The 13,643-nt window shown below is 74.5% G+C and carries 12 protein-coding genes and 1 pseudogene; 3 read left to right on the top strand and 10 right to left on the bottom strand.

All coding sequences use genetic code 11. The annotated features are described in order from the left end of the window. The 4 genes from MTF69_RS19385 to MTF69_RS19370 are packed head-to-tail and all read right to left on the bottom strand — an operon-like array spanning position 1 to position 4,535. Entirely contained in the window at positions 1-648 is a 648-nt protein-coding gene (locus MTF69_RS19385) for an ATP/GTP-binding protein (protein ID WP_243336180.1), read from the bottom strand. Beyond that, positions 629-1,018 (bottom strand): DUF742 domain-containing protein, encoded by a 390-nt coding sequence (locus tag MTF69_RS19380; protein WP_243336179.1) that lies wholly within the window; start codon positions 1,016-1,018, stop codon positions 629-631. Before MTF69_RS19380 ends, MTF69_RS19385 begins: the two co-directional genes overlap by 20 nt. Beyond that, positions 1,015-1,533, bottom strand: coding sequence for a roadblock/LC7 domain-containing protein (locus tag MTF69_RS19375; RefSeq protein WP_243336178.1), 519 nt, complete (start codon positions 1,531-1,533; stop codon positions 1,015-1,017). Before MTF69_RS19375 ends, MTF69_RS19380 begins: the two co-directional genes overlap by 4 nt. Further along, positions 1,530-4,535, bottom strand: a complete 3,006-nt coding sequence (locus MTF69_RS19370) for a nitrate- and nitrite sensing domain-containing protein (protein ID WP_243336177.1) — start codon at positions 4,533-4,535, stop codon at positions 1,530-1,532. Before MTF69_RS19370 ends, MTF69_RS19375 begins: the two co-directional genes overlap by 4 nt. A gap of 416 nt (positions 4,536-4,951) precedes the next feature. Between MTF69_RS19370 and MTF69_RS19365 the strand changes: the two genes are divergently transcribed. Further along, the gene (locus tag MTF69_RS19365; protein WP_243336176.1) at positions 4,952-5,725 is read left to right on the top strand and encodes a protein phosphatase 2C domain-containing protein; all 774 of its coding nucleotides are present in this window, start codon (positions 4,952-4,954) and stop codon (positions 5,723-5,725) included. A 31-nt stretch (positions 5,726-5,756) separates the two neighbouring features. On the opposite strand, the gene MTF69_RS19360 is transcribed toward MTF69_RS19365, so the two are convergent. Next, the gene (locus MTF69_RS19360) at positions 5,757-6,233 is read right to left on the bottom strand and encodes a MarR family winged helix-turn-helix transcriptional regulator (RefSeq protein ID WP_374323432.1); all 477 of its coding nucleotides are present in this window, start codon (positions 6,231-6,233) and stop codon (positions 5,757-5,759) included. A gap of 177 nt (positions 6,234-6,410) precedes the next feature. Next, positions 6,411-8,807 (bottom strand): endopeptidase La, encoded by a 2,397-nt coding sequence (gene lon, locus MTF69_RS19355; protein WP_243336174.1) that lies wholly within the window; start codon positions 8,805-8,807, stop codon positions 6,411-6,413. A 425-nt stretch (positions 8,808-9,232) separates the two neighbouring features. Between lon and MTF69_RS19350 the strand changes: the two genes are divergently transcribed. Further along, positions 9,233-9,712: a hypothetical protein gene (locus tag MTF69_RS19350; RefSeq protein ID WP_243336173.1), complete on the top strand. Its 480-nt coding sequence runs from the start codon at positions 9,233-9,235 to the stop codon at positions 9,710-9,712. Between the two features lie 103 nt (positions 9,713-9,815). On the opposite strand, the gene MTF69_RS19345 is transcribed toward MTF69_RS19350, so the two are convergent. The 4 genes from MTF69_RS19345 to MTF69_RS19330 all read right to left on the bottom strand — a co-directional run bounded on the left by MTF69_RS19345 (position 9,816) and on the right by MTF69_RS19330 (position 13,032). Beyond that, positions 9,816-10,088 carry a DUF4097 family beta strand repeat-containing protein gene (locus tag MTF69_RS19345; protein ID WP_243336172.1) on the bottom strand — a complete coding sequence of 91 codons (273 nt, stop codon included), beginning with the start codon at positions 10,086-10,088 and terminating at the stop codon, positions 9,816-9,818. Further along, positions 10,067-10,459, bottom strand: coding sequence for a hypothetical protein (locus MTF69_RS19340; protein WP_243336171.1), 393 nt, complete (start codon positions 10,457-10,459; stop codon positions 10,067-10,069). The genes MTF69_RS19345 and MTF69_RS19340 overlap by 22 nt, the downstream gene beginning before the upstream one ends. A 94-nt stretch (positions 10,460-10,553) precedes the next feature. Further along, positions 10,554-11,423, bottom strand: coding sequence for a sulfurtransferase (locus tag MTF69_RS19335; protein ID WP_243336170.1), 870 nt, complete (start codon positions 11,421-11,423; stop codon positions 10,554-10,556). A 619-nt stretch (positions 11,424-12,042) separates the two neighbouring features. Next, the gene (locus tag MTF69_RS19330) at positions 12,043-13,032 is read right to left on the bottom strand and encodes a hypothetical protein (RefSeq protein WP_243336169.1); all 990 of its coding nucleotides are present in this window, start codon (positions 13,030-13,032) and stop codon (positions 12,043-12,045) included. A 285-nt stretch (positions 13,033-13,317) separates the two neighbouring features. On the opposite strand from MTF69_RS19330, the pseudogene MTF69_RS19325 reads away from it, so the two are divergent. Further along, positions 13,318-13,643, top strand: a pseudogene (locus MTF69_RS19325) (hypothetical protein); the annotation flags it as partial.

Raw genomic sequence — 13,643 nt, 5'->3', positions numbered from 1 at the left:
CTATTCGGGGGTCGAGTCGAGGGCGTGGCCCACGAGGGTCATCAGGGATTCCAGGACCGTGACCCGGCGCCGCGCGTCCATGATCACGACGGGTACGCGCGCCGGTATGGTCAGCGCCTCCCGCACGTCATCCGGTGCGTACGAAGGCGTGCCCTCGAAGTGGTTGACGGCCACGGCGTACGGCAGCCCGCAGCTCTCGAAGTAGTCGAGCGCGGGGAAGCAGTCGCGCAGCCGCCGCGTGTCCGCGAGGACGATCCCGCCGACGGCGCCGCGCACCAGGTCGTCCCACATGAACCAGAAGCGTTCCTGGCCGGGGGTTCCGTACACGTACAGGACGAGGTCGTCGTCGAGCGTGACGCGGCCGAAGTCCATGGCGACGGTGGTGGTGTGCTTGTCCGGGGTCGCGGACAGGTCGTCGGTCGGAGCGGCGGCCTCGGTCATCACCGCCTCGGTGCGCAGCGGCCGGATCTCGGAGACGGAACCGACGAACGTGGTCTTGCCCACCCCGAAACCGCCCGCCACCAGCACCTTCACGGCGACGGGCGCGCGCGAGCGGTCGTACTGCCAGGGCTGTACGGGCTCGTCCGGATTCGGGTCCGGGTCCGTGTTCGCGGAGAAGAGACCGGTTTCAGAGACGGCGGAGCCCACTGAGCACCCTTTCGAGCAGAGCGCGGTCGGGACGGCCGCTGCCGTGCCCGGTCCCGTAGACACGGATCCTGCCCTGGTCGGCGAGGTCGCTGACCAGGACGCGGACCACGCCGAGCGGCAGCTTCAGCAGGGCGGCGATCTCGGCGATCGTCCGCATGCGGCGGCAGACCTCGACGATCGCCGGCATCTCCGGCATCCGGTCGGGCTTGCGCGGCTCGGACACCTTGGTGTCGAGGGCCGCGACGAAGGTCTCGACGTGCAGGATCTGCGTGAAGCGGGTGCGGCCGCCCGTAAGGGAGTACGGGCGTACGCGGGCGGGACGGCGGTCGGCGCCGCGTATCGGCAGCCGGTCGGAGGCCGGGCTCCTCACGAGGTGTTCTCCATCGACTGGCGCAGCTCACTGCGGACTTCGGGGGTCAGGACGTGGCCGGCGCGGCCCACGAACAAGGCCATGTGGTACGCGACGACGCTCATGTCGCAGTCGGGCGTGGCGTGCACGCCGAGGAGCGAGCCGTCGCTGATGGACATGACGAACACGGAGCCGTGCTCCATGGCCACCATCGTCTGCTTGACCGAGCCGCCGTCCATCAGGGCGGCGGCGCCCGTGGTGAGCGAGCCGAGGCCGGAGACGATGGTCGCGAGATCGGCGGACGCGCCGCGGGGGCCGCGGGGGCGGGAGGGCGCGGAGGGCGCGGCCGGTGTGCCGGGTGTGTCGGCCGTGCCGGGTGTGTCGGGTGCGGCCGGATCGGAGGACAGCAGGAGGAGCCCGTCCGAGGACACGACGGCCACCGAGTTGACCCCGGGGACCTCCTCGACGAGGTCGGTCAGCAGCCACTGAAGGTTGCGTGCCTGGGTGCTCAGTCCGTACGTACTGGACGCGTTCATGTGCGTGCCTCCTGTGCGGTGTCCCCCCGGTCGGTCTGCCCCTGGTCCTGCGGCGGGTCCTGCGGCGGGTCCTGCCGGGCGTCCTGCGCGAGCTCGGCCTCCACGACGCGGCGCCCGTCCTGGGCACCGCGGTAGAACCCGCCGAGCCGGCGGCGCAGCTCGTCGGCGTCCACCCGGCCCGGGGCCGGGCGCACCTCGTCCTGGCGCCCGGCGGCGACCACGCGGGGGCTCCGCTTGGGAAGCCCCTTGTCGGTGAGCACTTCCTCGGGCTCGGGCTCGGTCCCGCTCGCCGCCCGGGCGTCGGCGGGCGCGTCGGCCTGCGGCGGTACGCGGAACACCTGGTCGGCGGGCACGTCCGCGGGCGCCTCGGCGGGCGCCTGGGCCTGCGGCCGTACGCGGGCCACCTGCTCGGCGGGCGCGTCCGCGGGCGCCTCCGCGGGCTCCCCGGCGTCGGCCTGGGCCTGCGGCCGTACGCGGAACACTTGGTCGGCGGGCACCTCGACCGGTGCCGGGACCCGGAACACCTGCTCCGTGGGCGGCAGCTGCCCGGCCGGAGGCGCGAACGCAGCCGGAGCGGCCTGCGGGGCCACCCGGGCAGGCGGCTCCGCGGCAGCAGCCCGCGCGGTCTCGTGCGAGGGCTCCGGCTCGGGGAAGGCGGCGGGGTCCGGGTCCGGGGTGACGGCCGCGGCCGCGGCTTCGGACGAGGCCGGGGCAGGCTCCGCCGAAGGCTCCGGCTCCGAGCCAGGCTCCGCTGGGAGCTCCGGGGCCGCGTAGGGCTCTGGGGACGCCTCGAGGGCGGGCTCAGGCAGGGCCGGGGCCGTCGGGGTCTCGGGCGCCGGGGTCTCGGGCGTCGGCGCGGCAAGGCCCCGTACGCGCGAGGGGAGGGTGTTCTCGTTGGCCTCGGCGACCACACCGGGCAGGTGCAGCGCGGGTGCGCCCGGTGCGCCCAGGGTGTGGACCGGGGACGCCGGCGGGGTGGCGGGCAGCAGCGCCGCCGGTACGACGACCAGGGCCTCCGTACCGCCGTGCCGCTGGGTGCGCAGCTCGGCGCTGACCCCGTGCCGGGCCGCGAGCCGCCCGGCCACGTACAGGCCGAGGCCCAGGCCGTGTTCCGACTCGGGCTCCTCGTCGTACGCGTCCGGGGTGGCGAGCCGCTCGTTCAGCGTGGCCAGCCGGTCCCCGGTGATCCCGATGCCCTCGTCGATGACGGACAGCACCACGTCGCCGGAGTCCAGCAGCCATCCGGACACCTTCACCTTGGCGTCCGGCGGCGAGAAGGTCGTCGCGTTCTCCAGCAGCTCGGCCAGTACGTGCGAGACGTCGTCGGCGGCGTGCCCGGCGACCTGCGTGTACGAGGGCAGCACCCCGAGGTCGACGCGCTCGTAGCGCTCGATCTCGCTGACCGCCGCCCGCATGACGTCGACCAGCGGCACCGCCGCGCCCTGCCCGTGGCCGTGTTCCTGGCCGGCGAGGACGAGCAGGTTCTCGTTGTGGCGGCGCATCACGGTCGCCAGGTGGTCCAGCTTGAAGAGGGTGGAGAGGCGGTCCGGGTCCGGCTCCTCGGACTCCAGCTCCTCGATGACGGCGAGCTGGCGTTCGACGAGCCCCAGGGTCCGCAGGGACAGCGAGACGGACGTGGTCGACATGATGCGGCGGTGCTCTTCCAGCCCGGCCCGCAGCTGCGCGAGCTCTGCCTCCAGCGCCTCCCGGCCGGCCGAGAGCGCCTCGTTGCGGCCGATGAGGCGGCGGCGGTCGGCGTCGAGTCCGGCGATCCGGGTGTGCAGGGAGACCGTCTGGCCGCGTACCGCGTTGAGGTGGCGCACCACCTCGGCGAACTCGTCGTTGCGGCCCGTGAACCGGACCGGTTCCACCGAGCCCTCCGGCGTCGCCAGCCGCGCCGCGCCGCGCCGCAGGACCGACAGCGGGCGGGTCAGGGAGCGGGCGATGGCGGTGGAGATGCCGAGGGTGACGAGGAACAGCACGCCGAGAAGGGCGAGCTTGACCTCCAGCGCGGTCACGTCGTCGTCGCGCAGGGCGGCGAGCGCGGTGGCCCGCTGACCGGCGAGGGTGGCCTCGACCGAGCGCATCCGGTCGACGCGGGCGGTGAGGGCCGGTCCGACGGTGCCGGGATCGAGCTTGCGGTCGGCGGCCGAGAGGGCCGGCCGGTCGGTGAGCCGCTTGAGGTAGTCGTCGGCCGTCTTGACCTCGGGTCCGGTGACGGTGGCGGCGAGGCTCTGGCGTACGTCGGGCCGCGCGGCCCGCGCGAAGTCGTCGAGCGCGCCCTGCTCCCGTACGCGCGCCCGCTGGGCGGCGGCGGCGAGTTCGTCCACGTAGGCGGAGCCCGGCTGCCGGTCGCCACCGGGCACGGACAGCGCTGCGAGCAGCAGTCCGCGGGTGGCGGAGGCCTGCTCCACGGCCTGGCCTAGGGGGCCCAGCGGACGGGTGGTGACGAGGGCGTCCGCGGCGCGCGGCGGGGTCAGCTCGGCGAGCCGGATGCCCGGCGCGAGGAGTTCGGCGATGACGCCGGAGTAGGCCTGGTGGGCGGTGAGGGCGCTGTCCTTGCCCTCGATGGACTCGGTGCGGACGGCGCCGACCCGGCCGAGGGCCAGGGCGAGTTCTTCGTCGGCGTCGGCCTGCACCTCGGCGAGCTGGCGGTCGGTGCCCGCGGCGCGTTCCTGGACCGCGGCGGCCTGCCTGCCCCGGACGCCGCCGGGCCGGCCCTTGGCCACGTACTCGGTGACCGCGTCGCGCTCGTCTCCGAGCAGGTGGGCGAGGGTGAGCGTCTGCCGGCTCCGGTCGGCGAGGGTGACCAGGTCCTGGGAGTCCTTCAGGTCCGCGGAGGCGGACAGGACGGCGGGCGACCCCGCCACGAGGACGGCGAGCCCGGCCACGGCGACCCCGATGACCAGCCTGCGGCGCACGCGGACGCGGCGCCCTGCGGTGCCGTCGGGTGCGGTGCCGTTCGCGACGGTGCCGTTCTTCCGCGGCCGCTTCTTCTGCACCGGTGCTCGCAATCCTGTTTACGTGTGCTGCTCGTGCTCGTTGCCTGTTGGGGCCGGGGTGACGGCCGGTCACCGCAAACGGTCGCCCGCCTCCGTTGTACCGCCGCGCCGTACCGCCGCACCGCTTCAGACCCTCGCAGTGAGTTGGGAAGAGGGCCGCACATCGCCCGCCCGGCCACACGAAGGAGTGAACAGCACGGAAGAGGGGGCGACCAACTCGGCGATCGGCTGTCAGAGCCCCGCCGTGGACGGGTGGTTGAAAGATCGATGCGGCTTTTGGCAGGATGCCCGCCCACATGGCGAGGGTCACCCCGCCGACCCCGGGAGTCCCTTCACGCCCCACCCGTCCCGCTTTGGTCCGGACCTTCCCCGGCTCTTCCCGGCCCTACGGAGCCCCGCGCGGGCAGAATGTCCGCATGCGCATCGATCTCTCCTCCGCCCCCGGCAACCTGGAACGCCCCAACGAGGACTGGCTGTCGGCCGCGATCCCCGCCTCGGGCGGCGGCGTCCTGGTCGCCCTCGACGGGGTCACCCCGCCTCCGGGCGAGGTCGGATGCGTGCACGGGGTGCCGTGGTTCGCGGCCCGGCTGGGCGGCCGATTGACCGAACTGTCCGTATCGCGCCGGGACATGCCTCTCGACCGGGTCCTGGCGGAGGCCATCCGCGTCACCGCCGACGCCCATCGCGACACATGTGACCTTTCTCACGTCCGGACGCCGCAGGCGACGGTGGTCGTGGTCCGCTGGGACGAGTCCCGCGTCGAACACCTGGTGCTCTCGGATTCCGTACTCCTCCTCCAGGCGCCCGGCGGCGAGGTGCGCGCGGTCCTCGACGACCGGCTGGACCGGATCCCGCGCGAGCGGCTGCGTACGGAGGCCTCCGCCGACGCGCTGCGCAACGCGGAGGGCGGCTTCTTCACCGCCGCCGCGGACCCGGAGGTGGCGGCCCGGGCGGTGACCGGACTGACGCCGCGCGCGGAGGTGCGGGCGGTGGCGGCGCTCACGGACGGGGCCAGCCGGTGGACGGACACGTTCGGGGAGGGCGACTGGGCCGAATGCCTGGCGGTGCTGCGCAAGGAGGGCGCGCAGTCCCTGATCGACCGGGTGCGCACGCTGGAATCGGACCCGGGCCGGGCGCACCGCCGCGGCAAGCGCCACGACGACGCGTCGGCGGCGTACGCGGAGCTGTAGGGGAGCGGGGCCGGGGCCCGGGGCCCGGGGGCTACTCCCCGCCCGCGTTCAACTGGTTCAGGAGCCGCGCCAGTTCCGCCACTTCTCCGCGGTCCCAGTCCGCGAGCTTGCGCATGTACTGCTCGCGCCGGGCGCCCCGGACGCGCAGGAAGCGTTCCCGGCCCTCCTCTGTGAGCCCGACCAGGAAGGCCCGCCCGTCCGCCGGGTCCGGCTCGCGGGCCAGCAGGCCCAGCACCTCCAGGGCCCGCAGCTGCCGGCTCATCGTGGCCTTGCCGACCCCGAAGTACGCGGCGAGCTCGGTCGCCCGCTGGCGCCCGGCTGCTTCCAGCCGTACGAGGAGCCCGTACGCGGCCGGTTCCAGCTCCGGGTGCAGCTCGCGCGCCATCTCCCCGGAGGAGGCGCGGGCCCGTCGGAGGAAGACGGACAGCTCCCGCTCCAGGGCAAGGAACTCCTGGTCTTCGGTCCCGTGCACGGCCCGCTCCTTCGCTGGTGTGTGGCCCACCAGTATTTCGCAGCGGGTACGCCGGGGACCCGGGGCCCCGCCGGAGCGGGGAACCCCGGGCCCTGGCCGCCCGGCCGGAGGCCCGGGTGTCCGGATGTCCGGAGGCCCGGAGGTCCGGATGTCCGGAGGCCCGGAGGCCCGGATGTCCGGAGGCCCGGATGTCCGGATGTCCGGAGGCCCGGATCAGGCCGCGGCGGCCACCGGGACCGCGTCCGCCGCCAGGGCCAGCTCCAGGACCTGGCGTACATCCGTCACCGGGTGCACCGACAGCCCTGCCAGCACCTCGGCCGGAACGTCGTCCAGGTCGGCCTCGTTCCGCTTCGGGATGATGACGGTGGTGAGCCCGGCCCGGTGTGCGGCCAGCAGCTTCTGCTTGACCCCGCCGATCGGCAGCACCCGCCCGGTCAGCGAGACCTCGCCGGTCATGGCCACGTCCGTGCGGACCTGCCGGCCCGACAGCAGCGAGGCCAGCGCCGTCGTCATCGTGATGCCCGCGCTCGGACCGTCCTTGGGCACCGCGCCCGCCGGGAAGTGGATGTGCACCCCCCGGTCCTTCAGGTCGGCGACGGGGAGTTCCAGCTCGGCGCCGTGGGAGCGCAGGAAGCTGAGCGCGATCTGCGCCGACTCCTTCATCACGTCTCCGAGCTGGCCCGTCAGCGTGAGCCCGGCCGCGCCCGTCTCGGGGTCGGCCAGCGAGGCCTCGACGAACAGGACGTCTCCGCCCGCCCCGGTCACGGCGAGGCCGGTGGCCACGCCCGGTACCGCGGTGCGCCGCTCGGCCGGGTCCTGCGCGGACTCCGGGACGTGGTGCGGCCGCCCGATGAGCGCCCGCAGGTCGTCCGCGCCGATCCGCAGCGGGAGCTCCCGCTCCCCCAGTTCGTGCTGGGAGGCCACCTTGCGCAGCAGCCGGGCGAGGGAACGCTCCAGGGTGCGCACGCCCGCCTCCCGGGTGTACTCCCCCGCCAGCTTGCGCAGCGCGTCCTCCTCCAGGACCACTTCCTCCGCGGCCAGGCCGGCGCGCTCCAGTTGCCGGGGCAGCAGGTGGTCGCGGGCGATGACGACCTTCTCGTCCTCGGTGTAGCCGTCGAGGCGGACCAGTTCCATACGGTCGGCGAGGGCTTCGGGGATGGCCTCCAGCACGTTCGCGGTGGCGAGGAACACGACGTCGCTCAGGTCCAGTTCCACCTCCAGGTAGTGGTCCCGGAAGGTGTGGTTCTGGGCGGGGTCGAGGACTTCGAGCAGCGCCGCCGCCGGGTCCCCCCGGAAGTCGGAGCCGACCTTGTCGATCTCGTCGAGCAGGACGACCGGGTTCATCGACCCGGCTTCCTTGATCGCCCGTACGATCCGGCCGGGCAGCGCGCCCACGTACGTACGCCGGTGTCCGCGGATCTCCGCCTCGTCCCGGACTCCGCCGAGGGCCACGCGGACGAACTTGCGCCCCATGGCGTGGGCCACGGACTCCCCGAGGGAGGTCTTTCCGACGCCCGGAGGGCCCACGAGCGCCAGCACGGCCCCGCCCCTGCGCCCGCCGACGACGCCCATCCCGCGCTCGGAGCGGCGCTTGCGCACGGCCAGGTACTCGGTGATCCGGTCCTTCACGTCACTGAGCCCGGCGTGCTCCGCGTCCAGGACCGCCCTGGCTCCCCGGATGTCGTACTCGTCCTCGGTCCGTTCGTTCCAGGGCAGTTCGAGCACGGTGTCCAGCCAGGTGCGGATCCAGGACCCCTCGGGGGACTGGTCGCTGGAACGCTCCAGCTTGTCGACCTCCTTGAGGGCGGCTTCCCGTACCTTCTCGGGCAGGTCGGCGGCCTCGACCCGGGCCCGGTAGTCGTCGGACTCCTCGCCGTCCTTCTCCCCGCTGAGCTCGCGCAGTTCCTTGCGCACGGCGTCGAGCTGCCGCTTCAGCAGGAACTCTCGCTGCTGCTTGTCGACGCCGTCCTGGACGTCCTTGGCGATGGACTCGGCGACGTCCTGCTCGGCGAGGTGGTCGCTGAGGGCCCTGACCGCGAGCCGCAGCCGGGCCACGGGGTCGGCCGTCTCCAGCAGCTCCACCTTCTGCTCGACGCTCAGGAACGGCGAGTAGCCGGAGTTGTCCGCGAGGGCCCCGACCCCCTCGATCTGCTGCACCCGGTCCACGACCTGCCAGGCGCCGCGCTTCTTGAGCCAGCTGGTGGCCAGCGCCTTGTACTCCTTGACGAGCTCGGTGACGCCCCCGGGCAGCGGATCGGGGACGGCCTCGTCCACCGTCTCGCCCTCGACCCAGAGCGCGGCCCCCGGCCCGGTCGTCCCGGCCCCGATACGGACCCGCCCGCGCCCCCGGATCAGCGCCCCGGGGTCCCCGTCGGACAGCCGCCCCACCTGCTCGACGGTCCCGAGCACCCCGGTGCCGGCGTACTTCCCGTCGATCCGGGGCACGAGCAGCACCTTCGGCTTGTCCCCCGCGGCGGCGGCCTGAGCGGCCTCGACGGCACCCCGCACTTCTGCATCGGACAGGTCCAGCGGAACGACCATCCCAGGCAGCACGACCTCGTCATCGAGCGGCAGCACGGGCAGAGTGAGCGTTACGGACGTCGAAGCCATGATCTTCCCTCCGGCAGTGAAGTTGAGCTATGCCGACTCAATGCATGTGCGCGCCCCAATGTTCCCCAACACCCGTTCGCCGGCGGCGAACACCGCCCGGCGGGCGCTCAGGCCGCCGAGATGTGGATGTCTCCCGAGGAGGTCCGCACCGCTGTCCTGTGCCATCGAACCTTCACCGAATGTCAGCGAAGTTTGACCACTGGCAGTTAATGTCACCGCAGTTTGACCGCCATCCATCACGGGGCTACGAGGAACAAACCGGCCGGCATCCCACCGAGCAGAGGTGCCCGGGTGGGCAGGGGGCTGTCGGCCGCGGAGCGATGAGCGTGCGGCATCGGGAAACTGGTCGAGGGGTAACTGTGGCTCTGTTGGATCAATTGCCTGCTCTGATAGGCGTCGTGGTCGGTTCACTCGGCTCCTATGCCGTGCAGAGCTCGACTGAGCGCCGGAAGTGGAAGCGGCAGCGGGAGGAGCGGTGGGACGAGAAGCGTTTCGAGACATACGGCGGCTACGCCAATGCCCTCAAGGCCCAGCTTCGTCTCGCCCAGCGCATCGGCGCCGCCCTCGGATTCGCCGACGTGGCCGACCCGTTGCCGCCGGCCGACGGTCTGCCTTTGCTCGCCGACGCGGAGTCCCACCGTGCGACGGAGTGGGAGTCTGTCCTGCTCGTCGGGGACGCAGCGACGATCGCAGCGGCCCGGCGCTGGCACGAGACGATCTGGACCATCGAGCTGCTCATACGAGAGGGACCGGTCGACGCGGAGAAGTGGACGAAGGTCCATCGGCTGGCGAGTGCGGCGCGTGACGCGTTCTACGAGAGCGCGCGGCGTGACCTCGGAATCAACGGAGCTCCGCCGCCGTCGGGGCAGTGGCCACGGCAGTGGCGGGCCGAGCTGTCCGGGTGAGTGCTCCAGGGGCCGTACCCGGCGGCTGTTCTTTGCGAACCGTGCCCTGTCCTTAGGCTTCGTAATCAGTCGAACCTCGATGACACACGCTCAAACTTCGCTGTCACAGGACAACCGCGAGGCGGGCGGTGGCGGAGGGGGTCGCGGGGAGGGTGATGTCGCGGTCGCCGGAGTCGGTGGAGACGTCGGGTGCGTACGCGGCCGCGGGGACCTTCACCCTGGCGTCGCCCGAGCTGGTCCGCACGGCGATCGAGGCCGGGGCCGTCGTGAAGGCGAGACGGACGTCGCCGGAGTCGGAACGGGCGTCCGCGCCCGTTCCGGACAGTTCTCCGGCAGCGACCGCGCCCCAGGACGTCACGCCGTCGGCGGCGGCCACCCCCGACATCGTGACGCGGCCGCTGCTGCGGAACAGCGGCCGGAGCAGTCGCCGTTGGTGAGGGTCAGGACGCCGCCGGCGAGCCGCTGGGCGGGCTCGGGCACGGTGTCTGCGTGGCAGCGGACGGTGCGGCGGACGGTCACGCCCGGGCCGGATCCGGCGACGACCTCCACGGATCCGCTGCCGGCGTCCGACACCTCGACCGCGGTGACGGCCTCGGCCACCCTGGTGTCCGCGCTCGCTGTCTTCGCCGGTCCCCCGCCCGAGATGAGCGAGCCGAAGGAGCAACCGGTGAGGAGCAGCCCGGCGGCGACGGCCGCGGCGGTGTACCTGGCGGTGGCAGTGGCCTTGGTACGGGGGCCCGGAGGCATGGGCCACGTGCCCGGATCCGGGGTGGGGCCAACCCCCGGGCCGGGCAGGGCAGGACAGGACAGGACACAGTCAGCCGGAGCCGGGAGGGGCGGCCTAACTCCCCTGCACGACAGGCCGGTTCGGGGAGGGCATGCCCCACTCGCTCCAGGAGCCGTCGTACACGGCGAGGTCCTCGTACCCGGCGAGTTCCGCGCCGAGCGCGAGCACGCAGGCCGTGACCCCGGAACCGCAGCTGAAGTACAGCCGCTCCCGCTCACCCGCCACCGCTCCGAAGGCGGTACGGAGTTCGGCGGCGGGCCGCATCAGGCCGTCGGGGCGCTGCAGTTCGCCGAAGGGGAGGCTGACCGCGCCCGGCATGTGGCCCCCGCGCAGGCCCGGTCGGGGTTCGGGGGCGGTGCCGGCGAAGCGTTCGCGGGTCCGGGCGTCGAGCACCGCGGCGGCCGGATCGGCCAGGGCCGCCGAGACGGTGGCCGCGTCCACCAGCAGCCCGGCGCGGGGCCTGGCCGTGAAGGAACCGCGCGGGCCCTCGTACCCCGGCCGGCGCTCCTCCACCGGCCGCCCGGCGGCGGTCCACACGGGCAGCCCGCCGTCGAGGACGGCGACCCGGTCGAAGCCCATGCTGCGCAGCATCCACCGGGCGCGGGCGCTGGAGTAGACACCGGCGCCGTCGTACGCGACGACCGTGCTGCCGTCGTCGACGCCGAGGGCGCGCATCGCCTCGGCGAAGGCCGCCGGGCCGGGCATGGTGTGCGGGGCGGCGGCGGTGTGGTCGGACAGCGCGCCGTCGAGGTCGAAGGGACGGGCCCCCGGAATCCGCCGGCCCGTCGCGCGGTGCGCCACGACGGAGGCGTCGAAGACGACGAGCCCGGGTATACCGAGACGCTCCGCGAGCCAGTCCCCACCAACGAGCGGACCGGGCGGCACGAGGGAGTGGCGGTAGGGGTGTTGGCGGGCTGCGTCCATACGGCACCTCTGGCAGAAGTCGGCGGGCCCCGGCAAGGTCGGCGGCCCGCCGCCCATCCTCCCTCCCGCGACTCCACCTCCCGCGAACGCCTCCGCCTCCGCCTCCGGGGCACGTTGCCCCCGGCGGGCCGGCCCCCGGGCGCGGCGCAGCCGGTCGGCGCGGGCCAAGCGGGCGGCCGGACCCCTGAGCGGACCGGCCGACCCGCCTACGAGGTCGGCGGCCCGCCCCGCGAGCGCTCACGTGAGGAGCAGGCGTCGGGGACTTCGTGCACGTGGCAGACGGGGCCGGCCGATTCCAGCCTCGCCGGCGCTTGAGGCGCGGGGTCTGGGGCGGAGCCCCAGGTCTTTCGGGTCCGGGCCGGCCCGGGGAACGGTGGAAGGGAGGGTAGGGGACCCCGGGCAGCGGTTCCGGCGGCGGGCCCGCGCCCCCGGACCCACGCCGGTGACGACCGGCGCAGCGGTACCGGGGCTCGCGCCGGGCGGCCGCCGGGGTGCCTGACCGGATGCGTGCGCGACCGGTCGGCGCAGGTACTCCCGGGAGCAGACGGGTGGGTGGGCCGTGAGCGGCCCCACGGCCCCGCGCCCCCACGGCCCCGCCGCCCCGCGGCCCCGCCGGGAGCTACGGACAGTCACCCGCCCGGGCGAAAAGCGCCACGCGCGCACCCCGCACGTCCGTCACGGAACACAGGTCGAAGGAGGAGACCAGCGTCTGGCGTTTCACCGCCTCGGCCGGGTAGCCGTCCAGCGGCTGCCCCACCGGGTCGAGCAGGGCGACCACCCGGTCGACGGCCGGGTCCAGCAGCGCCGCCCGGATCTCCTCCGGAGTCCGCTCCACGCCCTGGAGGCTCCGCGAAGCCGCCGGGGTGCGGGACAGGGCGAGGTCGCGCAGGGACCCGTAGGTCTCCGGTGAGGACAACAGCCATGCGCGCCGCCGCGAGGGGAGGAACAGCACCGCGTCGCCCGGGCGCGCGACTTCGGCGACGGCCGCCGCGACGGCCCGCGCGTCGTCCTTGCGGCTCTCGGGGGTACGCAGCCACGCGGACCAGAATCCGACGGGGACCAGCAGCACCCCGACCAGCGGCCACACCCACCAGCCCCGCGCGGTGGCGAGCCGCGCGCCCGCGAGGAGGGCGAGGCCGGCGAGGGCGTAGAGGACGTACCGGTCCACGTACCAGGGGTGCACCAGCGAGATCACGAGCAACAGCCCGGGCGGCAGCAGCGCCAGCGGCAGGGCGACCCGTACGAGCTCCCGCGCGGCTCCCCGGGCCAGGAGCAGCGACACGGCCGCGAGGACCCCGTACGCCGTCCAGTCCTGCCAGCTCGGCCGCCCGAGCCAGCCCAGCTGCTGCTGCGCCTGCCGCGCACTGACCAGGGCGAGGGGCAGCAGCGCGGCCACCACGGCCCCGGCGGCGAGCCGCCAGCCGCGCGAGCGCCAGGCGGCGAACGCGTGCGCGGGCAGCGCCAGTACGGCGAACTCGTGCAGCCAGCAGCCCAGCGCCAGCACCACGGCGTAGCCGACCCAGCGCTCGCGCAGCATCAGGTACGTGGCCCAGACGACGGCCGCGGCGACGAAGGCGTACGAGCGCCCCTCCTGGGCGTACATCTGCACGGGCGGCAACACCGCGTACCCAACCCCGGCCAACACCGCGACCCGGCCGGCCAGGCCCGACCCACCGGTTCGGCCGGAGCCGCCGGTTCGGCCGGAGCCGCCGGTTCGGCCGGAGCCGCCGGTTCGGCCGGAGCCGCCGGTTCGGCCGGAGCCGCCGGGGCCTCCGGGGCCTCCGGGGCCTCCGGGGCCTCCGGGGCCTCCGGGGCCTCCGGGGCCTCCGGGGCCTCCGGGCCGGCCAGGGTGGCCAGGCCGATCGGGGCCGTCGGGGTCGCCGGACCCGTCAGGGTGACCGGGCCGATCAAGGCGGTCGAGGCCGCCGGACCGGCCCAGGCGGTAGGAGCCGCCGAGCCCGCCACGCCGACCGACGTGGCCAGGCCGATCGCGGCCGTCGGGGTCGCCGGGGTCGCCGGACCCGTCGGAGTCACCAGGCCGGCCGAGGCGGTCGAGGCGGTCGAGGCCGCTGGGGCCGCCGGGCCGGCCGAGACGATTCGGCCGGTCGAGGCGATCGAGGCCGCTGCCGCCGGGGCCGCCAGGCCGATCGAGGTGGTCGAGGTGGTCCAGCCCGCCAGGGCTGCCAGGGCCAGAAGGCCGGTCGGGGACGTCGGGGACGC

Source organism: Streptomyces sp. AP-93, assembly GCF_022808175.1.
Taxonomy (GTDB): domain Bacteria; phylum Actinomycetota; class Actinomycetes; order Streptomycetales; family Streptomycetaceae; genus Streptomyces.
The sequence above is the reverse complement of the archived record's forward strand: the minus strand, read 5'-3'. Positions and strand labels throughout refer to the sequence as shown.

What these genes read in the sequence shown, in the direction of transcription:
- lon (WP_243336174.1), bottom strand. Translation starts at nt 8,807, where the DNA reads ATGGCTTCGACGTCCGTAACGCTCACTCTGCCCGTGCTGCCGCTCGAT.
- MTF69_RS19335 (WP_243336170.1), bottom strand. Translation starts at nt 11,423, where the DNA reads ATGGACGCAGCCCGCCAACACCCCTACCGCCACTCCCTCGTGCCGCCC.
- MTF69_RS19375 (WP_243336178.1), bottom strand. Translation starts at nt 1,533, where the DNA reads ATGAACGCGTCCAGTACGTACGGACTGAGCACCCAGGCACGCAACCTT.
- MTF69_RS19365 (WP_243336176.1), top strand. Translation starts at nt 4,952, where the DNA reads ATGCGCATCGATCTCTCCTCCGCCCCCGGCAACCTGGAACGCCCCAAC.
- MTF69_RS19340 (WP_243336171.1), bottom strand. Translation starts at nt 10,459, where the DNA reads ATGCCTCCGGGCCCCCGTACCAAGGCCACTGCCACCGCCAGGTACACC.